The 23,901-nt window shown below is 40.8% G+C and carries 19 protein-coding genes and 3 pseudogenes; 12 read left to right on the forward strand and 10 right to left on the reverse strand.

Annotated features, from left to right (window positions below; all coding sequences use genetic code 11):
* Positions 1 to 625: 625 nt before the first annotated feature.
* The gene (locus ACYRY3_RS15590; RefSeq protein ID WP_460202554.1) at positions 626 to 2,143 is read left to right on the forward strand and encodes a YncE family protein; all 1,518 of its coding nucleotides are present in this window, start codon (positions 626 to 628) and stop codon (positions 2,141 to 2,143) included.
* 64 nt (positions 2,144 to 2,207) lie between these two features.
* Here ACYRY3_RS15590 and ACYRY3_RS15595 read toward each other — a convergent pair whose 3' ends face one another.
* Positions 2,208 to 2,456 carry a peptidoglycan-binding domain-containing protein gene (locus tag ACYRY3_RS15595; RefSeq protein WP_460202555.1) on the reverse strand — a complete coding sequence of 83 codons (249 nt, stop codon included), beginning with the start codon at positions 2,454 to 2,456 and terminating at the stop codon, positions 2,208 to 2,210.
* Between the two features lie 657 nt (positions 2,457 to 3,113).
* Between ACYRY3_RS15595 and ACYRY3_RS15600 the strand changes: the two genes are divergently transcribed.
* Positions 3,114 to 3,818 (forward strand): cadmium resistance transporter, encoded by a 705-nt coding sequence (locus ACYRY3_RS15600; protein WP_460202556.1) that lies wholly within the window; start codon positions 3,114 to 3,116, stop codon positions 3,816 to 3,818.
* Between the two features lie 12 nt (positions 3,819 to 3,830).
* The gene (locus tag ACYRY3_RS15605; RefSeq protein WP_460202557.1) at positions 3,831 to 4,136 is read left to right on the forward strand and encodes a hypothetical protein; all 306 of its coding nucleotides are present in this window, start codon (positions 3,831 to 3,833) and stop codon (positions 4,134 to 4,136) included.
* A gap of 150 nt (positions 4,137 to 4,286) precedes the next feature.
* Here the strand turns inward: ACYRY3_RS15605 and ACYRY3_RS15610 are convergent, their stop codons facing one another.
* The 4 genes and pseudogenes from ACYRY3_RS15610 to ACYRY3_RS15625 form a co-directional block, all read right to left on the reverse strand.
* Positions 4,287 to 5,180, reverse strand: coding sequence for a DMT family transporter (locus ACYRY3_RS15610; RefSeq protein ID WP_460202558.1), 894 nt, complete (start codon positions 5,178 to 5,180; stop codon positions 4,287 to 4,289).
* Positions 5,181 to 5,235: 55 nt separating this feature from the next.
* Positions 5,236 to 5,688 carry a DMT family transporter gene (locus tag ACYRY3_RS15615; protein ID WP_460202559.1) on the reverse strand — a complete coding sequence of 151 codons (453 nt, stop codon included), beginning with the start codon at positions 5,686 to 5,688 and terminating at the stop codon, positions 5,236 to 5,238.
* Between the two features lie 188 nt (positions 5,689 to 5,876).
* Complete coding sequence (locus ACYRY3_RS15620; protein WP_460202560.1) at positions 5,877 to 9,755, reverse strand: amino acid adenylation domain-containing protein; 3,879 nt, start codon at positions 9,753 to 9,755, stop codon at positions 5,877 to 5,879.
* Between the two features lie 1,062 nt (positions 9,756 to 10,817).
* A pseudogene (locus tag ACYRY3_RS15625) lies at positions 10,818 to 11,690 on the reverse strand (FAD-dependent oxidoreductase); the annotation flags it as partial.
* A gap of 340 nt (positions 11,691 to 12,030) precedes the next feature.
* On the opposite strand from ACYRY3_RS15625, the gene ACYRY3_RS15630 reads away from it, so the two are divergent.
* The 4 genes from ACYRY3_RS15630 (at position 12,031) to ACYRY3_RS15645 (ending at position 16,525) form a co-directional block, all read left to right on the forward strand.
* Positions 12,031 to 13,173, forward strand: coding sequence for an AAA family ATPase (locus ACYRY3_RS15630; RefSeq protein WP_460202561.1), 1,143 nt, complete (start codon positions 12,031 to 12,033; stop codon positions 13,171 to 13,173).
* A complete protein-coding gene (locus ACYRY3_RS15635; protein ID WP_460202562.1) occupies positions 13,170 to 13,859 on the forward strand; it encodes a hypothetical protein in 690 nt (229 codons plus the stop codon). Before ACYRY3_RS15630 ends, ACYRY3_RS15635 begins: the two co-directional genes overlap by 4 nt.
* A 328-nt stretch (positions 13,860 to 14,187) precedes the next feature.
* On the forward strand, positions 14,188 to 15,063 hold the full coding sequence (locus tag ACYRY3_RS15640) for a D-alanyl-D-alanine carboxypeptidase family protein (protein ID WP_460202563.1): 876 nt from the start codon (positions 14,188 to 14,190) through the stop codon (positions 15,061 to 15,063).
* A gap of 166 nt (positions 15,064 to 15,229) precedes the next feature.
* Positions 15,230 to 16,525, forward strand: coding sequence for an amino acid permease (locus ACYRY3_RS15645; RefSeq protein WP_460202564.1), 1,296 nt, complete (start codon positions 15,230 to 15,232; stop codon positions 16,523 to 16,525).
* 59 nt (positions 16,526 to 16,584) lie between these two features.
* Here ACYRY3_RS15645 and ACYRY3_RS15650 read toward each other — a convergent pair whose 3' ends face one another.
* The gene (locus ACYRY3_RS15650) at positions 16,585 to 18,462 is read right to left on the reverse strand and encodes an iron uptake porin (RefSeq protein ID WP_460202565.1); all 1,878 of its coding nucleotides are present in this window, start codon (positions 18,460 to 18,462) and stop codon (positions 16,585 to 16,587) included.
* An 833-nt stretch (positions 18,463 to 19,295) separates the two neighbouring features.
* On the opposite strand from ACYRY3_RS15650, the gene ACYRY3_RS15655 reads away from it, so the two are divergent.
* From ACYRY3_RS15655 to ACYRY3_RS15670, 4 genes are all read left to right on the forward strand, one after another.
* A complete protein-coding gene (locus ACYRY3_RS15655; RefSeq protein ID WP_460202566.1) occupies positions 19,296 to 19,499 on the forward strand; it encodes a hypothetical protein in 204 nt (67 codons plus the stop codon).
* Complete coding sequence (locus tag ACYRY3_RS15660) at positions 19,492 to 19,911, forward strand: hypothetical protein (RefSeq protein ID WP_460202567.1); 420 nt, start codon at positions 19,492 to 19,494, stop codon at positions 19,909 to 19,911. The genes ACYRY3_RS15655 and ACYRY3_RS15660 overlap by 8 nt, the downstream gene beginning before the upstream one ends.
* Before the next feature lie 82 nt (positions 19,912 to 19,993).
* A complete protein-coding gene (locus tag ACYRY3_RS15665) occupies positions 19,994 to 20,146 on the forward strand; it encodes a hypothetical protein (protein ID WP_460202568.1) in 153 nt (50 codons plus the stop codon).
* Positions 20,147 to 20,196: 50 nt separating this feature from the next.
* Positions 20,197 to 20,694, forward strand: coding sequence for a TerB family tellurite resistance protein (locus tag ACYRY3_RS15670; RefSeq protein ID WP_460202569.1), 498 nt, complete (start codon positions 20,197 to 20,199; stop codon positions 20,692 to 20,694).
* A gap of 215 nt (positions 20,695 to 20,909) precedes the next feature.
* On the opposite strand, the pseudogene ACYRY3_RS15675 reads toward ACYRY3_RS15670, so the two are convergent.
* The 4 genes and pseudogenes from ACYRY3_RS15675 to ACYRY3_RS15690 all read right to left on the reverse strand — a co-directional run.
* A pseudogene (locus ACYRY3_RS15675) lies at positions 20,910 to 21,572 on the reverse strand (amino acid ABC transporter permease); the annotation flags it as partial.
* A 91-nt stretch (positions 21,573 to 21,663) separates the two neighbouring features.
* Positions 21,664 to 21,873 (reverse strand): annotated as a pseudogene (locus tag ACYRY3_RS15680) (phycobiliprotein lyase); the annotation flags it as partial.
* Positions 21,874 to 22,088: 215 nt separating this feature from the next.
* On the reverse strand, positions 22,089 to 22,766 hold the full coding sequence (locus ACYRY3_RS15685) for a HEAT repeat domain-containing protein (protein WP_460202570.1): 678 nt from the start codon (positions 22,764 to 22,766) through the stop codon (positions 22,089 to 22,091).
* 209 nt (positions 22,767 to 22,975) lie between these two features.
* A complete protein-coding gene (locus tag ACYRY3_RS15690) occupies positions 22,976 to 23,266 on the reverse strand; it encodes a hypothetical protein (RefSeq protein WP_460202571.1) in 291 nt (96 codons plus the stop codon).
* A gap of 217 nt (positions 23,267 to 23,483) precedes the next feature.
* On the opposite strand from ACYRY3_RS15690, the gene ACYRY3_RS15695 reads away from it, so the two are divergent.
* Complete coding sequence (locus ACYRY3_RS15695) at positions 23,484 to 23,825, forward strand: hypothetical protein (RefSeq protein WP_460202572.1); 342 nt, start codon at positions 23,484 to 23,486, stop codon at positions 23,823 to 23,825.
* Positions 23,826 to 23,901 lie beyond the last annotated feature (76 nt).

The raw sequence follows: 23,901 nt of genomic DNA on the forward strand, positions 1-23,901 counted from the left end.
GCCCACTCTTCAATCAGTTTTTTGTCAAATAGACCGCGAATTACACAAATTCCGTCTCGGTTTAGCTCTTGCGCGAGTCTATCTAGGTCGCTAGTTGTATAGTTAGCTTTTTTTAAACTTTGAACCATTTTTCTATCCTTTTCAATTCAGAATTTGAGAGTCTAATTTGAATTAGGCTCCCAATAGTAGACTTTTCAATATTCGCGACGGCTTTGCTCCGCAGCTTTTCGCGCTTCTAATAGTCGTGACTAAAAGAGATTTTTTACTATTTGAGCAAAAAGTGACGAGATATACAAAAATTGTAATTATTCCTTACAGTGGATGTATTTCTAGTGGCAGCCACGCCTTGACACCATCAAATGACAAAGGACGCTCTTCACGAGTCAGTATGTAACGCTAAATATATGACAGCTTAGCATAAACCTCAAGTAAACCATTGGTTTACATTCTTGTACCTGTAAACTATAAGAAAAATTCAGCTATTCTTTGGCGAGCGCATTAGGTTTTGCGTCGTTGTTTCTTAACTTGTCATATTTATACATACACAACAATTTACATAAATAACGTTGAAATTACGGATAGATTGATAAAATATTTATACCTAAAATTTCAAATACTAGATTTTATGAAAAAATTTATCACTTACACGATAGGTTTAAGCTTAATGTTATTTTCAGCAGATGCCTATGCAGGTGATTCAGGGTATGAAGTTTGGTTAAGCGATCAAGGCAATACCCAGGGAATTACAGCAGCAACTCCGAACGGAGAGTATGGTGGCAAAGTCAGGATTTATGATAGCGCAGACTTAGAACAAAACCCACCAGTGAACAATCCGTTGGTATTGGATGTAGTCACTGACTTATTCCCAAATGCGTTAGCAACTACAGGGTCTCATGTCAACAGAATTCACGGGATTATCCCAACTCCAGATAACAAATATATGACGCTAAATTTTGTAGCTTCAGGACACTTGGGAATTGTAGATGGGGAAACAAAACAAGCTGTGTGTCTCTTTCGTACTACTCAAACTAGTACTGGTAGACAGAATCATATGTCTACAGTGTCTCCAGACGGGACAAAAATCATCATCGCTAACCAGAATGGGCGAATGCTAGAGCGAGTGGATATTCAAAAAAATGTTGTGGGAGAAGTCACGGTATTTAACTATAATGCTGATGCCAGTCTTGATATGATTGGCGGAACGGGAAGAGTCTCTGCTCAACCTATTGCTGTAGATATCAATCCAAATGATAACATTAACTGTACTATAACTGGAAACGTGGCAGACGGACAGCCTTCCGAGACTCCCAATGGAAAGCCCAAACAAAGCTCAGGAATCCGCCCAACCAATACGGTAATTTGTCCAATTATTTCTGACAATAGCAAGCATAGCTACGTGACTTTAGGCGGTGGCGGGATGTTTGTAGTTGATATCACGACAGCACCAATGAAAATAGTCGCTGAATATGATGCGAATGTAGTTCGTGCTGCGGGTTGTGGAGGTCAATCCGCTGATGGATTTATGATGCTAAATACTGGAACCTCTGCTCCAGATGTTTCAGAATTTACAGTCTATCGATTTACCCAAGACTATCCTCTAGCACCAAGCTATAATCAACCCAATCAGCCCTTGCCAATTGCTGTCTGGACGGATTCTGATAATGGCAAGATTATACCGGGCAACAATCGAGATGCACATGGAATGGTCATCGTCAACACTTTAAGTTCAAACAATAGTAAATACCTGCACCAGTTCGATCGCATACGCAATAATGTCGAAGTATTTAAGGTAAATGCTCCTTGGGATAATCTCTATTTTCGCCATGAAGGAACATACAGCTTGACAACATCTGGAGCGTGTGGAACTACTTTAGGAACAATGCACGAAAACGATCCAACCCCCGATTTGGCCGATGTGTCTTTAGCCAGTAATAAAATTTATGTTGCTTTACGGGGTCCACATCCACAATCTGTAGCACATGCAGCAGAGGGAAGTTGTCCTGGATTGGGAATTATTACCCTGTCTCCTGATAAGAAGAGCGGTAAATTAACAAATGTTTTGCCAACCATGATTGTGAGTGGGGATAGCTCAAAAAACTTGAGTGACCCTCATGGAGCCATTGTGCGTAAAAAATTAAATTAGTAACCCTAGGCAAGAATCCTTACCTAGGGTTAACATCTTTATGAGTTATTGAAAAACTACGTTTTTACGAGCTTGCAACCTTTTGCAGAACCGTCCAAGTTTGGGAATCAATAACTCCATTGACAGGCAATCCATGCTTCTGTTGAAATGAGATGACTGCTGAAAGAGTTGCTGTGTCAAAAATACTATCTGTAGGCAGTGTAGAACCCTGAGCATTTAGCAGCTCCTTCAATTGAGTTACAGCAGCACCAGAATCTCCCTGTTGCAAGGTTATTTCGGTTTTAGAGGAAGTCAAATCCTTATCATTCTGCATAACTCTCTCCTCCTAAAATTTGTTCAAGCCTTGATAGATTGAGTGAAACACTTCAAAAGAAAATGTTAATTTCAAGTGTGGTGATTCTTACACCTGCCTACTTCCTACTTGTGATAGATAAATTTAATTTGATTTGCGAACAAATTAAAAAAATAGCCTCCCCTAGTTTTGAGTGGAGGCAGATGATTTAACATGATGCGAAACATTAAGTTTCAGTGTTACAGTCAATACAATTATTATCTTCTTACTTTTGACAGATAAAAATTATCATTTTCCTACTCCCCATTACTCCCTTAGTTTGATAAGCATTACAGGGCTTGAGTTTAGTGACAGTAGTTTGCTGAGAAAAATCAGACAGTGGTGTAAACCAATGGTTTACATTTCCGTGCCTGTAAACCATTGGTTTACAAATTGATGGACTTTTTGACAATGAATATCATTAGCAAATGCTGATTGTGAAGTGCTAGCCCTCATAGCACTGATTTGAGAAATTTTTGCTGAACAATCACTTTAATCTATCGTTTTGAAAACAAAGAGTATTTGCTCTTATAGTTTGGTCAGCGTACATTGAAAGACATCTGGTAAACACAAGCATTTGCAGATATAAACCAAAGCGAGCTCGGACATCGCTAGTCAGAAGATTGAGGAGAAAGAAAAATGCACTCACTCGTTACAGCCATTCCCACCGGTATCGCAGCTTTTACAGCCACAAACTTGGATGATTTGATTATACTGACGCTGTTATTCTCCCAGGTAAATGCGACTTTCCGCCGTCGGCACATCGTAATTGGTCAGTACTTGGGCTTCTGTACTCTAGTAATTGCCAGCTTAATTGGTTTTCTCGGAGGCTTAGTAGTGCCATCCCATTGGATTGGGTTGCTAGGTTTAGTACCTATCACCATTGGGATAAACCGTCTGCTGAACCCTGAAAGCGATTCATCATCTCAAACCGAGTCAGAAACAGAATTGTCTCGTTCTTCTGCCTTTTCTAGTTTTCTTTCTCCCCAAACTTATAGTGTCGCGGCTATTACCATCGCTAATGGCAGTGACAATGTCGGTATCTATATGCCATTGTTTGCTCACTCTGCCCTTCCTAATTTGCTGGTAATCATTGGAGTCTTCTTGTTACTGGTCGGGGTTTGGTGCGCTCTCACATACAAACTTACCTGTAGACCTGCAATCACCAATATCCTAAGCCGCTACGGCAACAATCTTGTGCCTTTTGTATTGATTGGCTTAGGTGTGTTTATTATCTTAGATAGTGCCTCACTGACTCCAATTACCTTGATGGTTATTTGCTTGAGTTTAATGGGACTTATCAAAACCCTTCAAAATGCTAAATTCAAAACTCAAAGTCTGTAATCATTAAAAAACATGAAGCTTTTCCGAATATCTTTAGTGGTCTTAGTACTTGTGCTTAACTTAGTTATTGCTTTCCCTTCTTGGGCAAAAACTTCTTCTTCCTTAGTTAACAATCCCGATGAGTTTGAAGTTGGACAGAAAGTCATTTGGCTTTACAAAGCTCGTGCAGACTTTGCCGATATCCACAAAATACCTGCTGAAGTTGTTAAATTAGGCGACAAGCAAGTACAAATCAAGGTACGCAAAAACAACGAATTTATCAATCGTTGGGTGAATCGAAATAAGCTTGAGAAGTTTCACAATGTTAAAGAGAAATAGAGACAGCCACACAACGGGCAAACTACCGCCGTGAAACTGGAAAGACGTTGGGTGTTTATGAATTGCCGTATATTACACGGGTAGGAGTCGTTTTCTGAGTTGAAAACTTGTTCTTCCTCTGAATTTATTCAAAACTCACTTTTCATTTATCTAAACTCTTTTGGCATATACTTTAGAACGTCGGTCTGATGAACTGCTTCCCTGCCCAATTAAAATACTCATCAATACAATTACTACCCCAATTAGCTGAACTAACGTGAATGTCTGTTGTAGAAAAACATATCCAACAATGGTTGCAATAACAGGGCTTAGCAACCCTAGATATGAAACAGATGTAGGTTTAAGTTTATCAATTCCTCGGAACCAAAGGGCATAAGCAAGCCCAGTACCAATTAGACCTAGGTAAATAAAGCCCAATAAATTGATTCTTGAGAGATGAGTGAACGAACCTTCGATCGCCAAAGCAATCGGTAGTAAAACAATTCCGCCAACCGCTAACTGCCATGCTGTAAAAACAAGTAGAGACACTGGACGTTTCCACCGTTTAACTAATACAGTTCCCAATCCCATCGTGACCGCTCCAGCTAGCGCAGCAAAAATGCCAACACCATCAAGACGCGCATTAGGGTCAAGAACCAACAACCCAACACCAAGAAAGCCGACCGCCGCAGCCAAAATAGATAGCTTAGATGGTTTTTCACTCAACATTAGCCATGAAAACAGCACGACTAACAACGGTTGAATAGAACCCGCCGTCGCTGCAACTCCCCCCGGAAGACGATAAGCAGCTACAAACAACAGCGCCTGAAAAAGTCCGATATTCAAAATGCCCAATATCAAAATGCGCCACCACCAAATACCTTTAGGCAGTTGTCTCAACCCTATAGTTAACAAAATACCAATAGGTAGCGATCGCAATGCAGCCACTAACAACGGGTGATTAGGTGGCAAGAATTCCGTAGTCACCGCATATGTCGTTCCCCAGATAATAGGTGACAAAGATGTCAGCAAGATGTTTCGCAAGCGAGCTGTAACTGCCGTCATAGATTTATTTCAACTCTAAAATATTTTACGTTTTTGCACAAAGTACATACCATGTTCATTTTTTAGCAGCAACCAAAGAAACCCCAATAATAACGAAAACGACTCCTGCTATGCGTAATGGAGTAGCTGGATACTTAGTAAGACCAATGACACCAAAATGATCTAAAAAAAGTGCTGCAATCATTTGACCTGCAATTGTAAGCGCCAATGTCAATGCTGCCCCAATTTTAGGTGTTGCAAAAATAGTTGACCAAACATACAAAGTTCCCAAACAGCCTCCTATCCACATCCACCATGACGTTTGAGACAGCGAAGCCCAAGTAGGAAGTGAATAACGAGCAAGAAAACAAATAGTAAGTGATGCAATAGTACCAGCAAGATATGAAATAAATGTAACTTGCATTGGCTGACCAACATAACGTTTTAAAAAAGCGTTAAGAGCAACCTGAACGGGTAAAACAGCGCCACCGACCAGCGCTGCCATCAAGTAAATACTTCTGGGGCTCATAAAATCTCACTCCAAAAACTCAACAAAAAACTATTAAGAAGATTTTGTATATTTTAAATGCTGGTAAATCAAGAATCTATGTAATAACCGGAAGTTAAGATATAAGTTTATAGATCGACAAGAAGCGAACGGGGAGCAATTTGTCTTGTAGAACAGGCGTTTCACCTGTTCCACAATCCTTACCGCACTTAGTTGGAATCTACTGTATTAATTGCATCTGCCAATTCGCCAATGCCTGTCGGTTTGAGCATACTGTAGTGATCGACTTCGAGGTTTATGACCGTCGGAACCTTTTTAGCATACCCACACCGGCTCTCAATAAACGAGTAATCATCACCATTTGCCTTAAAAATAGTTAGAGGCGCGGCAATCTGCCTCTGGGCCAGTTCGTGGAATGTGTACTTCACTTCATATGTCTGATGTACAATTTTAATTATGCGTTTTACTAGTTCCAAATCAAGGTTTTTATACCTTGAGCAAATGAATGATGCGAAACTGTCTTCATCCTTTGCCACCTTCAAACACTCCTCCAGTGCAGGGTCGGTGATACTGCGTGCAAAAACCGAGAAAAGAATTGACACGTAAGCTTTATTGCCAAATACAGGTTGATAATCACGAATAACTTTGTTCTCAAATCGAACCTTTGGCGACCCCGGAGCAATCAAAAAGAGATTTTCCACCTGCTCACCGGACTGCTCGAGCTGGTAGGCAGCTTCAAAAGCAACTCGTGCTCCAAAAGAATATCCCCAAAGCGTATAAGGTCCAACTGGTTGAATACGTTTTATTTCCTTAATGTCTTCTGCAGCCATTTCACTAACCGAGGAAAATGGTTTCTCTCCTTGGTTAATTCCATACGCCTGAACACCGTAAAAAGGTCGATTGATATTTACTTTTTCTGCCAGTAACTTCAAATTCATTGGATAGCCACCAAGTCCCGGCCAGCAATAGACGGGATTCTTTACTCCCGTAGAAGATAAGCGTACTAGACGCGAAGAAGGTTCAAGGTCATCACCGTCAACCTTACGAGCCAACTTCTCAATGGTTGGAGCTTCAAAGATAGTATGCAAAGGTAAGGTACAATGAAGCTCTTTATTAATTTTGTTGATCATTCCCACCGCAATAAGTGAGTTTCCGCCGGATTCAAAAAAATCATCTTGCACCGAGACAGAATCCCACTTCATTGCCTTCTTCCAAATCTCCCCTATGTGCTGTTCGGTATTTGTACGAGGTGAGATGATGGGCCGTTCGGCTATTTCGATATTCACTTTGTCCGACACGAGCAATGCTTTAACGTCAATCTTACCATTGGCAGTACGAGGTAACTCGTTCATTATTACGATCTTGTTAGGCATCATGTAATCAGGCAAAAAGTTGCGTAGGTCATCTTTCAGCAACTCTGCAGGACCTTTCATCTGAACGGCGTCTTCCTTCATCCCCTCGCTGATTAACTGCTCATGGCTCACGCGGCCACCAACACAAAAGTAAGAAGGACCTGGTTCTTCATGACTAGCGCTTAGTATCTTTGTTATCCGCTTTGCTGCAGGAAGATCGTTACCAGTCTCAGAACTGTATCCCGAAGACAATAAACCAAGATTTCGATCGTTCATCTGCAGATATTGCAGCTTTCTGCCAAGAGCAATATAGTTCGCCCATGTATCGCTGCTTCTACCAATCATTGTGATTCCAAAACTTGCTTGTTCGTAAGTTCGCTGATTGATAGCTATTACATGCTTCTTTAAGATGAGGTCATCTGAGATTTTTTCCAAGCGACCATCTTTGTATTTATATTGACCTGCAGGAAGGTCGGCAATTTTTCCAGGATGACTTTGCACATAAATATCAACAGAATCCGGCGACAATAACCCAATCTCAGGCACCAGGGCAAAAGTCCCTAGATAATAATAGTCCTCCCCTGAACATCCCACCTTATCCTTTACATCTGGCGTGCGATCGCTATCGGAGATACTAAGCTTATATGCTGGAAGAATTTCGTCAAACAAACCCAACATATGACCGGTTTCAATTTCAAGTACCTCTTGAATATTGTTTTTATAAACTAGCTCAATAGCTTTTTTCTTCCCAATAAAGTGTATCTTTATTCGTGCCTTTTCTGCATCATCTATTTCATTTACTAGTATTAATTGATGGTGTAGTGGGTGGTAATAATAGTAACCGGGCTTCAAAGCAGCTACATTAACCAATTCGAGGTACATTTGCGTTGCATACAATGCACCTGGTGATGCATAAGCGTATTTAGGCAATAAACGCTCGTCACTATGGAATTGCCCGAAATATCTTAATATTTGACCTAATTCTGTGAAGCTTAACGTATCCAAATCATGAGAATTAACCAAGCTGTAGGTCTTGCCATCAGTAATTTGTCTATCCAGTATCTGGAGAATATCAGCTTTGTGAACAGCACCTCCCTCAAATAAACGGTAGGATTTCCGAGCAAACGCTAATTGCCGGTGTTCTTGAGTTGGTGTTTTACCAGGAAGATCGATCGCTATCTCGTTACTGTTATCGTCAGTATTCCTTAATCCGGGATTGGACACCTGAACTTTAACTTGAAGCTTATTTGCCTTCGACTGATGGTGCTCTCCGTGGTTCCCTTGATCCATCAAAGCAGCTTCCTTTGGGCTCAATTCAATACAAGCAACCAAATCAGAGTATCCGGTACGGGAATTTTTTTTAACTAAGACAGCTGCATTCTTAACCCAATCATGCGTCTCAATTATCTGCTTTATTTCGTCAAGCTCAACCCGAAAGCCTCTAAGTTTTACCTGATTGTCTGAGCGACCAGCAAATTGAACAGTACCGTTTGCATTCCAATAAACCAAGTCGCCAGTCCGGTACAGTTTGGTACTTTCAGAATTTGTTGAAAACCAGTTATTGACAAACTTTTCTTGATTTAAGTCTGGTCGATTAATATATCCGCGTGCAAGCTGAACACCGCCAATATATAACTCACCGATTTCCCCAACCGCTGCTAGCGATTGACTGCTATTGAGAATGTAATACTGAGTGTTGTGAACGGGAGTACCAATCGGGATTGTATTAGAGCAATCAGCTATGGTATTTTTATCAACCATAAAGGCGGAGGCATTGATAGTGCATTCCGTCGGTCCATAGAGATTAATTAAGTCGCAATTTGGCAGCGCTTCAATACATTGAAGTGCAAGTTTTTTTGATAGCGCCTCGCCACCACTAAATATCTGCGTGAGTGATTTGCAATTATGAAATGTGTCCGTGTCGAGCAGCGCTTGTAACAGTGTTGGAACACATTGCAGAGTGGTTACACCATGTCGGATAATAGTGTCAATTAATCTTTCAGGATCTTTATAATCCCCAGAACGGCTCATAATAATTTTACTGCCACAAGAGGACGCAAGAACTTCCCATTGTGCTGCATCAAAACTTATGGGTGTTTTTTGCAGAACAACCTTAGTTCGATCCAACTTGCAAACAGTTCGCATCCAATTCATCTGGTTGATAATACTGCGGTGTTCGATCATCACGCCCTTCGGCTTTCCCGAACTTCCAGAAGTATAAATGACATAAGCTAAGTTTTCTGAATGCGATCGCTGGTAAAGTTTTTCCTGTTCAAGGATACCGTATGGAAGCTCAAACTCTTTCGCCTCTTCGAGAGTAACAATTCGGGTACCTGAGGGCACCAATTCCGCCAATCTACCCCGCAACTTTTCCTGTGTAAATACAATTTTAACACCTGCATCCTCGACCATATATCTCAATCGTTCTTCGGGATACTCTGGTGATAACGGTAAATAAGCGCTACCCGAGAACAGTATGCCCCAAGTTCCAACAATTAACTCCAGCGAAGGTTCAACGAAGATACCTACACATTCATCAACAGCAACACCAAGATGCAAAAGATACACACCCAAACGCGAACTGATTTCAGCAAGCTCCTGGTAAGTTAAACATTCATCATCACAAACAACAGCTACTTTGTTGGGCTGAGCCTGGGCTTGCTCTCGAAACAAGTCAAGAAGAGACTTTGTTATCGAATCTTTTGATTTTGTGCGCTCGTAGTTTTTAATAGCCAAATTCTCTGTTTGCATAATCGCTCTTTAATTTTTCTCAACAGTTTTCGTTTCAGCCTAATAGACACGAAATCATCAAAACACTAGTTTGAAGAGTTTAGACGGAAGTCATGTAGAAACCCTCAATAGCGAGATATAAACATCGCAGATATCAACAGTTAGTTTAAACAGTCTTTGTGTAAAGAGAATAATCATATTTGACTTCTAATTCTCTTTAGTATTTCTTACTTCAAAAGCTTAGAAAAAATGGTTATAAAGCATTTTGCTCAGCGTGCTCCTCCGAAATTTCTTTAATGAATTAATCCTACAAATCATCCCAAGTTTCGTCCATGAAGGTAAGTTAAGGACTTTGATTTCAATAAATTGAATTAAAACTGTAGATAAAATCAGATTTGTTAAGAAGGCAGAAGTACCCTCGTCTGAGGGCAGTAAGGATTGAGCAATGCACGGCAGCGAACTCGTGCAAGCGGTTGGTTTTCTCGACTAAAGCAATTCAGCTTCAGTGTACCGCCCCAGACAATGCAGTTATCGCTACAGTCTTTGATTGTAGACACATAGAACTACCTGGCATACTAAGGTGTATAATGAACACATTTGAAATTCTTAGCTGAGCCAGTGTGAGCTAACATCACCTTCGATTCCAGCACGCGTTGCTGCATTTTTCACCATATGAAAGACCATACTTGGGCAAAGATAGGTGCTCTTTTCTGAGACGAACAGGGAGTCATCCTTTTTTGCATTGCCCTTAAGGTCACAAATCTCTTTCCATATACCTGCACTTACTAACACGGTGATTTGTCCACCCTCACCACGGGGCTTAAGGTCACTTTAAGTTTTCATCATAAAGATGTGAAACTTAAGAATTAACTTAGTGACAGAACATTCTTCATATTATTTTCTCCCTCGTTGCAACGCACCCAATTCCCCCTTGCTTCTTCAAAAAACAGTGCAACTTAATGTTTCTTAGAGTTAACTTTTGTCTGCCCTTTATATCATGTTCGACTCATTACTTACGATACACAAATTCTACCCCACCCCGAAGTTCGCTCAACTCTGGGAACCCCCGATTTTATCTTCAATACTGGGACAATAACGCGGTCCTTTGGCATCAACCCACCCACCATAAACTGGGGACAGGTGCAAATTTTCCCGAATCAAGCGATGGGTTTCTGGCGTAGTGCGGGTAATATGACAGGGTACCTGTTCCCGTTCTATCCATGCCTGTGGGTCAAAGCTGAACCACCGAACGTCTTCATCTCCAGGTTGGGGTGCCATCTTACTAAAATCTACCGAGCGCTTATCCACTCGTGCAGGAGTCCCTGTTTTCAATCGTCCTGTTTCAAATCCCAGGCGATTGAGGGTTTCTGTCAAACCTTCTGCTGCGAATTCTCCCGCACGTCCCGCCGCCATCGATTTATTGCCAACCCAAATCCTTCCTCCCAAAAATGTGCCTGTTGTCAAGATAACTGCTTTGCACTGGAAGGCTACACCAAAGTAAGTCTGAACGCCGACAATTTCATCGTTAGCGCCAAGCACTAAATCTGTAGCCATGCCTTCGCGAATTACCATGTTTTCCTGATTCTCAACGATCCCCTTCATGAGTGCTGCGTATTCTCTTTTATCCGTCTGGGCGCGTAATGCCCAAACCGCAGGTCCACGCGAAGAGTTAAGAATGCGCTTTTGCAGGTATGTACGGTCTGCCATTTTGCCAATTTCCCCACCAAGGGCATCTACTTCATGGGTCAGCTGGGATTTCGCAGGACCACCAACTGCTGGGTTACAGGGTTGCCAAGCAATTTTATCCAAGTTAAGTGTCAACAGCAGGGTACGACAGCCCAAACGTGCGGTAGCAAGGGCTGCTTCACAACCGGAGTGTCCGGCACCGACAACAATAACATCAAAAGCGTCTTGGAATTCAACACAAGTGGGCAGGGTCATGGTCTAAACAAAGCAGCAAGAACTCATACTTATTCTAACTGCGATCGCCCATTCTGTTGATTGATACGGGTTTATCTTAAAATTCCGATTCTATAAGTTGCTATACTCTCAAAAAAGAGATTTAAAAGAAGTTGTTTGAATGGCTGAGGAATTTTGTACTATGCATTGTGCTTTTGCTTAATTTGATAATATCTTTTTAAAAATAAATTCTAATAAAATATATTATTATTTTAAGTCGATTTATATTTTTTTATAAAAAAATAACAAAACTTGTAAAGCTTCGTTTAATATCAATATTAAGTCAATACTCTAATTCTAGCTAATTTCAATAGGAGTAGGAATGAGAATAAATAAAATTACGTACCACGATCGTGAATTAGAATGGGAATTTGAACCTATTGAATTTTCCAACTTAACTCTTTTAGTTGGTGCTTCTGGAGTTGGAAAAACTCAAATTTTAGAATCTATTATGAATTTGCGAAAAATAGCTATGGGCAAATCATTAAATGGCATAGAATGGGACATAAATTTTACAGTTCAAAATTATAATTATCAGTGGAAAGGAGAATTTGAAAACAAAAAGGTAACTTCTTTGATTATAGAAGATGATAGATCGGAAAAGGAGAATTTTAAAATTATTCGAGAAGAACTGTATCAAAATAATGAAAAAATTGTAGAAAGAAGTAGTAACGAGATAATATTTCGTGGTAATAAATTGCCAAAATTATCATCTTTTAAAAGCATAGTTGAAATCTTGAGTGAAGAAGAAGATATTGCTCCAATCAAAAAGGGTTTTAATAAAGTTATTTATAGCGAACAGTCAATAGTTATAGCTAAATCTATCAATGCAGCTTCCATTAGTATTTATGCATCACTAGCTAAAAATGCTTCTTATTCCTTGGAAGAAATTCAAGAAATGAATTTACAACCTCAGACAAAGTTAGCAATAGCTTATAAGTATCTTCCAGAGGTTTTTACTAAAATCAAAGAGACTTTTATAGACATCTTTGTTCAGGTAGAAGATATCAAAATAGAACCGGATGATAATGAAGATGATTTTTCCAGATTTTTAGCGGAATATCCATTCATCCATATAAAAGAAAAAGGGGTAAATCATTGGATTAATCAAAATCAAATTTCTTCAGGCATGTTTAGGACACTTTTGCATATTAGTGAACTTTACTTATCTGCAGAGGGGACTGTAATATTGATTGATGAATTTGAAAATAGTTCGGGGGTAAATTGTATTGATGTTGTTACAGATATATTATTAAGAAATAGAAATATACAGTTTATACTTACAAGCCATCATCCATATGTTATTAATAATATTGAAATGGCGCATTGGAAGATAGTAACTCGTCGAAAAGGTGTGGTAACAGCTAGAAACGCAAAGGATTTTAACTTAGGAAAATCCAAGCATCAAGCCTTTGTACAGTTAATTAATCTTGATGCGTATAAGGAAGGGATAGCAGTAGGATGAATATCTATTTTCTTGTCGAAGGCAAAAAAACTGAGAGAAAAGTTTATCCTGCTTGGCTGAGTTATTTACTTCCAGAACTACAACGAGTTCAAAGTTATGACGAGGTAGATAAAAACAATTACTACCTATTTAGTGCAGAAGGCTATCCTTCAATTATTTACGAACATCTTCCTAATGCTATTGAAGATATTCGTAGCAATGGTAAATATAATTATATGGCGATTTGTTTAGATGCAGAAGAGAATACTGGAAATGATTTGAAACAAGAAATTTATGATTTTTTACAGGCTGATAAGATTCAAACAGGAAATACTAAGCTTGCAATCATTATACAAAATCGCTGTATAGAAACCTGGTTTTTAGGCAATAGAAAAATTTATCTAAAAAATCCCCAAAGTAGCCCATTGTTAGAATATACGCGTTATTATGATATTTCAGCTAATTGCCCAGAGCTTATGGCTAAATATCAGGGATTTAATACTCATGCTCAATTTCATGAGGCATATTTAAAAGAAGTTTTTAGAGCCAAAAATATTGCTGATTCCAAAAACAATCCCGGTGATGTGCTAAAGAAACACTACTTAGAGCAATTGTTGAGAAAAACTCAAGAAAAAACTGAGGATTTACCAAGCTTTCAAGAATTTATAATTTTTTGTAATAAAATCAAATCAGAATTATCAATTTAATTTATTTTTTAGCTATAAAACAGTCTAATACTAATTCTCTATAAACTGGCAATAAATGATTAAATTTCGCTTCTTGGTGTTCTTGGCGTCTTGGCGGTTCATTTTAAAATTAAGTACATCTTCATGGAGAACTGGTATAAGTTTTATGTTTATGACAATGAGTTTTAATTAGAATATGGTAAAAAGCGTAGTTGCACGGTTTCACGAAAAAGATGATACAAGTTGTAGAGAAGCGCCATGGCGCGTCTCTAAAAGATTTATATGTATCACGATCGATGTGAAATGGTATTACATATTTTATATTTAATTAAATAAAAGATTATTTTAAATGCAACGAATTATCAAGAAACTAGCTTTTGTTGCTCTGATTGTCATGATAGCTTTCACTCTAGTTACCAGTCATGGGGTTACCCGCGATCGGAGTGCGAGCCTTCGACAAACACAAGGTTGCGCGATCGCTCCTTCAACAAATAGTTCTGGAGAGCAAAAACCGCCCTGTACAGATATGCCTCAACCAACGGTATCTCTTTCTGTCATTACTCCACCCACTCCCAATCTCAGCCTGCCTGAAAGAGAGCGCTTTTTAGCATTAGTGACATACAACTTGCCAACTCTCCCCAATCCCAACACATATGAGTACACCTTGTTACGTGCTTACGGTGCTGCATTCATAAATCAACAGACAGGAATTAAACTTCCGCCAAAAGTCGTATTTAGCAACGAACAAGAAACAAAACAATTTCAATCTTCCCTAAACATGGGTAAAGTGAATAATACCAATAACTGCTACCTACAAAAATCAGCAGCAGACGCTTTAAATAGATCGAGAGCAGAAGTGCCAATTCCTCTAAAATCCGGTTATGGTGCGAGTGATTGTACCCGCAGTTTTGCAACAAATTTGAGGTTTTGGCAAAAGTACGCTAACAACAAAACTTTAGAACGCGTGCAAAAAGGTGAGGAAACAAATATTCTTGGTGTTGTTGCACCACCGGGATCGTCGCAACATCTTTGGGGATTGGCGATCGATTTAGGTGCCACTAATGCTTTGCAGGAACAGGTTTTAAATTTAAATGGCTGGTTTCGGACTGTAGAAAGAGATACACCTCACTGGACTTATTTGGGTTTGACGCCAGAGAAGTTAGTTGAGTTCGGTTTTCAAAATAAAGTTGTTGGAGGAGTTATTTATTGGTTAACACCACTTTAGTTGTAGTTGTAGGGTGGGCACTGCCCACCATGCAGAAATGATACTTGTTGGCAGCTTTTTTGAGTGAGTATCTGGCGCTAAAGCGCAACTACGAACCATTTTGCTACAATATGTTACATAAATTTAGATATTGTTTTGCAGAAACGTATATTGCAGCTAAATTCCCATGAAGATGGTTCTGAAGTCGGACATTCCAGAAGCAACTCGATTGTTTTCCAATCTCGAACTCTACGGAAATAAGCTGAGTCATCAACCGGGTAGCGTTTTGGGAAGCACCGCCCTTGTTGCTGGAACAACTATCGGTGCTGGTATTCTTGCTCTACCTGCGGTGACTTTGCCTTCTGGTGTAGTCCCATCTACAGTCCTGCTCATCGCTGTTTGGCTTTATGCTTTGGTTTCGGGTCTTTTGATTGCGGAAGTGACTTTAAACACGATGCGTCGTGTGGGGCGTCCGAGTTTGGGTCTGTTGGTGATGGTTGAGAGTACCCTAGGTTCGTTGGGAGCAAGAATTGCTGGTGGGGCTTATCTTTTCTTGCACTACGCTTTGCTTGTGGCGTATGTTGCCCAAGGTGGAAATATTTTGCTATCCGCAGTAGAAAAAGTTTGGGGTATGCAAAACGTTTTGCCTGCATGGGTAGGAACTACAGCGTTTACTCTCCTCTTTGGAGGCATCATGTATCTTGGGAGAGAAAAGTTTATTGAGAAGTTAAATAGCGCTTTTGTCGCGATTGTTCTTATTTCATTTGCGGGATTATTATTTTTAGGGTCAACCCACCTTGAAACATCTTCTTTCTTCTTTCAGGATTGGAGAGCACTTCCTCCTGCTATCTCTGTTATGTTTGTAGCGTTGTTCTACCATAATGTTATTCCAACAATCGTGGGTCAGCTTGAAGGAGATGCCCGCAAAGTTCGTCAGTCTATCATCATTGGTTCTGCTATTCCCCTTGTGATGTTCTTGGCATGGAATGCAGTCATTTTGGGAAGTGTCAGTATAGATACAATTCAGATTGCTTCTGGGAGCAAAACTTTTGACCCACTCGAAATTCTTCGCTCTGGGGGTGCGGGAGAATGGTTGGGCGTGCTTATCTCCATTTTTTCAGAGTTCGCGATCGCAACATCATTCATTGGATTTGTTTATGGGTTGCTGGATTTTTTCAAAGATATTTCATCTGTGTCACCCAATGACCCCTCCAAGCGTTTGCCCCTTTACTCTCTAATTCTTTTGCCCCCTTTGAGTCTATCAGCACTCAATCCCAATATCTTCCTCACTGCTCTGGATTATGTTGGAACGTTTAGTGTTTCAGTTTTAGGGGGAATTGTTCCTGCGTTAATGAGTTGGAAGCAACGCCAAGAGTCGGAGGGCTCAAACAGTATGGCTCAACCCCTTGTTCCTGGTGGTAAGGTGACGCTGGTTGTGATGATGGGGGTTGCTTTAGCGGTGATGGGAAAACAGTTTTTGTAGGTGAGGCGGGCGGGATGCCCACCACAAAAGAATTGCAATGCAGTTGCAAATAGCAATCATTAGAACACAAAGCTAGTCCTTAAAACGCCAATAATGGCATCGGGGTTACGATTGTCGTGGTTGGGCGCTGTTAACCAGAAAATTCCAGGTGTGATAGAAACGTTGTCGTTTATCTGGAATCTATAAAATGCCTCAATGTGGAACCCTGTATCGCGGTCGGATCGGTTCCCATCTGGCAATCCAATGGCTTGGGCTACTCGCGAGTTACTGGTATCTACAACTTTAGGCTGCATACCAAAGACGATTCCACCCAAATTACCTTTTGCCCCCAAGTCGGGAAAAGCCAAGGTGACTGCATAGTTGAGCACTTGCACATCTCCTCTGTTCCCGGTGCGGTTTCCATCTGCATCCACACCTAAAAGTCGTGCATTAGAATACCCTACCCAGCCTCCTATTTGAAAGCGATCGCTCACTTTATAATTAGTTATAAAGCCATAGTGGTTCGCAGAGACTCGGTCATCTATACCACTGGTATTAAAAGTTCCTGTACTGACTTTAGCTGCATTGCTACCTGCAAGGGTATCAATCCCAAATTGCGGTGTATAAGTGTTCAAGTATACTAAGCCAGCAGTCAGGTTACCCCCGTAAAGAGTCAGCTGACCAAAGGCAGTGTAGCCTCCATTGAAGATACCCGAACTTGCACCTGGTAAATTTGGACCACCCGTGCTGTTTGTATCTTGCCCCACGTATCCACCAGATAAAACAAGTGCATCTGTTATTTTAAAGCTCAATCCAGCTCCTGCTCTTTGTCCCATTGGATATAAAACGGGGTTAGAGTTAGCAAAGTTGGAGATTGAGCCTGTGGCAAAATCGCTGAATGGGCTAATGGGGTCTGCACCTAAGTAAGTTGGATCTGTGATCCCAGCTGCAATATAAAAGTTCAGCCGATCCCCGACAGGGAAGTTATAGCTCAAGTCATGAAGTAAGATATCGCTATTGTTGTCGCTTTCAGAGGCGAAAGACGCTAACAGACGCGTTTCATCGGAAAAGGCATTGGCAAAGGTAGAGGCATATCGTTGAGGTGCGCCGTAACCACCACCTCTGGTGTTTGTAATGTTTGGTCTGCCAGCGTTGAGGAGGCTGAAATTACTTGCTTGTAGCCTAACACGCAAGCGATCGCTACCTGAAAAGCTGGTATCAAAATTCAAGCGGGCGCGGTAAAAGAACGCTGTATTGTTGACTTCGCTAGCATCGTCTCCAAAAGCATCAGCCAGATAAGTAATAACTTCTCCGTTGAGTTTGGTTGTTGTCGAAAACTGCTGTGATTCCAGTTTGGCGGTGACTGCTTCTAATGCGTCTACCCTACCGCGCAAACTTGCTAGTTCCGCTGCAAAGTCTTCTTGTAATTTTTGTAATGTTGTTAAATCTTCTTTTGTCACCAAGTCGCTGGTATTTGTTGCAATCAGTTCGTTCACTCGCTCAAGACAAGCATTGACACCAGCTGCAAATTCATATCGGGTGATGGCGCGGTTACCTCTATAGGTGCTGTTTGGATACCCTTCAATACAGTCATAACGTTCTACCAAGGATTGCAAAGCAGTAAATGCCCAATCTGTAGGTTGAACATCTGATAGCTGGGAAACTGATGTGACTTGAGCAAGCGATCGCGTCTTTTCCTGCTTGTCGCTATCTTGTAAGCTACCATCTACTATTTGCGATTGCAAATTGGGATGGGAAACGGGAATAATTTGGATTCCTAAGGAAGTATCTTGTGAAGTTTTTTTGACTTGTTCTGTAGAAAGCGTAAATTGTGATATATCTGTTTTTTGCTCCGCTCCTGTATTTTGTTCGCCTGCAAGAGTTATTTTTGTCGGCAATAGCCCATGACCCAGAACAGCAAGACCAATACCAAGTGTGTTCCAGAACAATTTAGACATTTTTTCCTCACACCAATTTATAATAATTTTCTCTGAAGTTGCACACGATTTTTACCCCGCCTAACCTCTCCTTCTGGCTACTGAATCGCACCAGTGGGGGAAGAAAGATTACATTTTGTGTCATTTTTTACTTTCTCAATCCACACATCATATACTTCAGCCTAAGTGTGTTAATTCAAATCGACGCACCTCGCCCGATCCTTGAAAACCTCATAACTTCGTTAAGGTGTGTCGATGGCTTACGCTGTAAGACTTTCAGGCTGCAAAATTGACCATTTTGGGAAAATTTTTGATAGTTTTTTAGAGGTGCGTCGATTGAGGGGTCTGAAACTCGCTTGTAGTAAGGTTTCTAGAAGTGAACTCTTTACACGTCCCTCGCCCCGAAAGGGGATGGAAACTTCAAACCATGCCAGGATTATGGAGCCGACAAGAAGACTTTACACGTCCCTCGCCCCGAAAGGGGATGGAAACTTTCCTGAAATCGAAATCCGGATCGATTTTTTTCATATACTTTACACGTCCCTCGCCCCGAAAGGGGATGGAAACAATTGTTTCTCCGCAAGAACTCGAAGGAGAGATCCACCTTTACACGTCCCTCGCCCCGAAAGGGGATGGAAACACAATGGTACATTCCAGCAAGATTAAGCTTGCAGTAATTCTTTACACGTCCCTCGCCCCGAAAGGGGATGGAAACTCTACCAGCGCTAGGATGGAGGCATCCGCCCTGGTGTACTTTACACTTCCCTCGCCCCGAAAGGGGATGGAAACTCAATACGTCCTCCGTCAAAGTCGCGTCAACGTCGGACTTTACACGTCACTCGCCCCGAAAGGGGATGGAAACTATTCTTAAATCCTGCTTCTTGCCACTCTTTACAGAAACTTTACACTTCCCTCGCCCCGAAAGGGGATGGAAACTTCGTAACATGACGCATAATGAATTGCCTTGGCTGGAAGCACGTGCGGGAAATAGTATCATTACGCACCAGTCTCTGAAAGAATATTTCAAGACTCAAATTGTCAACGACGGGGATGAGTAATAAGAAAATAAAATCTCCTGCAAGAGAAAAAGGAAAAAAAATAAATTCTCCTCAGGAGGTTATAGAAAAACCTCCAGAGCAGCAGAACCCCATTTTTTCCTTGCATTATCTTGACGGAGATTACTGCTTAACAAAATGCGAAACAAATGACCAAGCTACCTTTGCTCGTAAAATCCATAAATTAAGCAAGTTTACTTGGGCAAAAATACAGTCAGATGATAGGCATAGTCTCGGTTATGAGAGAATTCCAAGGCATTGTTTAAAAGTAAATATACCTAAATTTCTCAAAGAAGACGCGAATCTCATTGCTTTCCGTTTTCATGGAAAAAAAGCAATGGTTGGATATCGAGATAGAGCAGTGTTCTATGTTATTTGGCTAGATCGAGATTTTACTCTATACGATCGTAGCTGACACAAGAACACTATATTTTACATTTTGTTTTCAATAAGACTAATATTGTTGGCAAAGCCGAGGGCTGGGGCGCTTTCGCCCTATGGGCGAAAGCGACGACTGGGCATTTTATTATCTGGATCTCCCTCATCTGTGCGATCGCCATCTCACGGATGCTCAACTCCTGTTTATTCTTGAAAACATTAGCTATTTCTATACTTTCAAAAACCGTGAATATGCAAAAATCATGCTGTAATCTGCAATAATCTAAATTGTAAATTACAACGATATAGATATAAAACAAAGATGGCTAGCAATACTCAAGACGAAGAGAACAGATTAGGCACTTTGTGGTTATTTAAGGAAAAATTTGGTTTTAAACAGCTTCCAGTAGACATAGCTTATGAATCTTATTACAAATCGCTGCTTATTTGTGCTAGTGGTGATGGAACACTAGCAGATGAAGAAAGAGATTGGGTGATTGGATATGCCTATGCCTACAATTGCAACCCTGCAATCATTGAAAAACTCAAAGTTTACAAGACTGATGAAGATATCGAGACAGTCGTTAGTGGACATTCTTCAGTCGATGAATCACGACGTTTCCTAATTTATGATGCAATACAAGCTTGTTGTGCTGATGGAGAATATAGTGAAAAAGAACGGGCTATAGTACTCAGAGCAGCAAAGAAACTCGGTATTTCTGACGACGTATTTCAACAAATTGAAGAAATCTATCTAGAAACAGTCGAACTCCGTAAAAAACGGCTGGCAGTAATGTATCCCGATGGTGGACCTTTATAATTTTAAAAAATATCACACCGAAGAGGACAAGGGGCAGGTCTGTGCTGGGGGCAGAGGGGAGAACCCCATACATAAATGTAGTTGCTCTGGAACAAGGACGTATTCTTTCTCGCGCTTACCCGCCTCGAAATAAATGTTTTCTATTCTACGCATAAATAAATAATGGTGCTTTAATCCCTGCTGGCAGGGGAAAAGCGAATTTCCCCCTTGCTAGCTTAACTTGCTTTTGCACGATTAAGTTTCTGACGCTTGACTGGGGCTGTCCAAACTTCTAAGAAAGAGAAAAATTGGGATGAAGCCAAGGTTAGAACTAGATAAATAATGGCAACGATAGTGTAAACCTCGAAAGCACGGTAAGTATCAGCCACAATTAACTGACCCCGCCTAAACAGTTCCTCAAAGCCTATAACTGCGACAAGGCTGGTATCCTTCAGTAAGGTGATGAATTCATTTCCTAATGGTGGGATCATGCGACGCATGGCTTGGGGAAATATAATGTAACGCATTGTCTGAAATCCACTCATTCCCAAGGAACTTGCTGCTTCTGCTTGTCCTGGTTCGATAGATTGAATACCAGCACGAACAATTTCAGCTATATACGCCGCAGAATTGAAGCTGAGAGCTATCACAGCAGCGACTAAGCGATCGAAACGCAAAGGTATGCCAAAGTTTTGAGCTAGTGCGGGTAAACCAAAGTAAATCATAAAAATTTGCACTAGCAAGGGCGTACCCCGAAAGAAATCAATATATGCGCGAGATATCCAGCGTATGGGAACAATTGGCGACAGTCTTGCTATTCCAATTAAGGAACCAGCAATTGTGCCTAAAACAACAGAAAGCGCAGTAATCTGTAGTGTAACTAAAGCACCACCAAGCAAATCGAGAATAATCTTTTGGTCTAAAAACATAAATATTTGTCATTTGTCATTGGTCATTGGTCATTTGTCATTGGTCATTGGTCATTGGTCAATTCCAAGTCACTCTAGCACCACAGGAAGCATTGCTGGGATCGATATCGTTGTGTTGGCACAATTTGACCACCTCGGGATGATCTTTTGCCAGCGATTCAATAACGATTTCTGATTTGCCGTCTTCTGATTGCTTAAATGCCAAATGGTGACTGGTACGGTGGGAAAACCATTTACCAGCGCTCAATTCAAAAAACTCTTTTATATCCATGAAAGAAACTACCTTTCCTCAAAATCCTGATTCTTCCCACTTCTTTAAAGGTAGCAGGAGGTGTGAAAGTTAATCGATTTTTAGATTTTGAACCGCTGACAGATGCAGATGGACGCAGATAATTTTCTTTTCTATCTGCGTGTATCTACGTATATGAGCGGTTACAGCTTATATTTTGCTTTGACTTGTTCCAATCAAAAATCTCGGATTTTTTATTAAGACTCGCCCGCTTCTTGTAACCGCTTGAGGGATATCCTTGAGGCTTCAGCAACGTGGGGATGGCTATCTTTCTCTAAGTATTTCAAGGCAGAGACACTCTTAGGGCTGGGAAGATGACCCAAGGCTTCAGCAAGGCGTTGGCGCACTAACCAATCTTCTGATTGGGCGAAGCGCAGAATTAAATCTACAGACTCCACATCTTTGATTTCTCCGATTGCTGAAATCGCTGCTTGTTGTATGACAACTTCCTTACTATCCAAAGCCTTGATGAGGATATCACGAGCACGCTTGTCTTTTAGGTTACCAAGAGCTACGGCTGCACTAAACCGTACAAGCCAATCGGTATCCTCATAAAATGCCCGCATTAGAGGTTCTACAGCTCTCCGATCGCCCAAGTATCCTAAGGCACCAGCAGCATCAGCACGAATGCCATAATCTGGATCGTTTTCTAGAATTCGTATCAAAATAGGGTAACATTCTTCTGTTTGCTTAATCCCTAAAGCAAAGATTGCCATTGACCTAAGTTGGATAGATTCGTCATCCAACACCTTTTTAATCAAAGGGACTGCATCCTCTGCAGGAATATGCCTCAAAGACGCAAGGGCTACCATGCGATCGCGTAAGTTGGAACTGTCTAACTGAGTGGTAATTTCGTCTATGCTTGGGGCTGACATTTAGTTTAAAGTGCTTGTGGTATTTCTGTTTATATTAAGTATCATTACAAATTTAAGAAATAATTGTGATGGGGTAGCGGTGTGTATATCCGTAACAAGCAAGGAGAGGAGTTGCTCAAGTATCAACCGCCAAGTCGCCAAGAACGCCAAGATTAAAGTAGGTAGGGCTAAAACCCACCAACAACCTTACTTAAGAACTTGAAACTGCCCTAAGTGTTCTTCTCCTTGACGTTTCTCCATGCTTGAGCTAAAGCAAGAGCTTCAGTAATTGCCGAATCAGCAAAGTCAAATCCGATAACTTCAAAACCGCGATCGGCAAATAGCAAAGCATCATAGCCCCTTCCACACCCCAATACAGCTATGTGTCCTGGAGTTGGTGCTGCTGTTGAACATAAAAGGCTTACAAACGGCGGTGGAGCTTGTCCCAAATCCCAACGAGTCGTTCCTTCTTGATAGCGTTGCTCCCAATATTGTGGGTGTTTGACTGAAAGATCGGTCATGACTTAACAGTTAGCAAATGACAAAGAACCGTATTGGAATGAAGTTTAACGTACATCATTGGTAACTTAACAAAAAGTCAATTTGTCAATATCTCTAAAATAAAGAAATAAATTTATATCATATTCGACTCATTACTTACGATCCGCAAATTCTACCCCACCCGCCTAACGCCACACAGAGCGTAGGAAGAGATCTCTTGGACAAATAGCCTTAAAAATGCGACAAACGGGAATTATCCATCAAGGTTTTTGCTCAAAAGCATGGAGGCGCTTACCTCATCGTGAGATGGAAGCAGCTAAAGCTTATGCCAGAAAAATTGCTGAATTAGCCAAAAAATGGCATTGTTCTGTAATTAGCTTTGAGCATTTGGGAAATCTCAAACCACAACGTGGTAAATATTCTCGTCGTTCCAACCAAAAAAGAGCTTACTGGTTGAAATCCAGAATTTACCAAAAAACTTGTCGAATTGCTTATCAAGATTATGGCATTTTGACTACACGTGTAAATCCTAGAAATACTTCCTTTGCGCGATCCTTGGGGTCATCCAGTTTGGCGTAGTAACGAGTTTCCCACTACCTTATTTGATTTCCAGAATTATCAAAGTGGCGCAAATTTTGTGGGAACCGTTGATGGT

It is taken from the genome of Scytonema sp. NUACC21 (assembly GCF_054684315.1).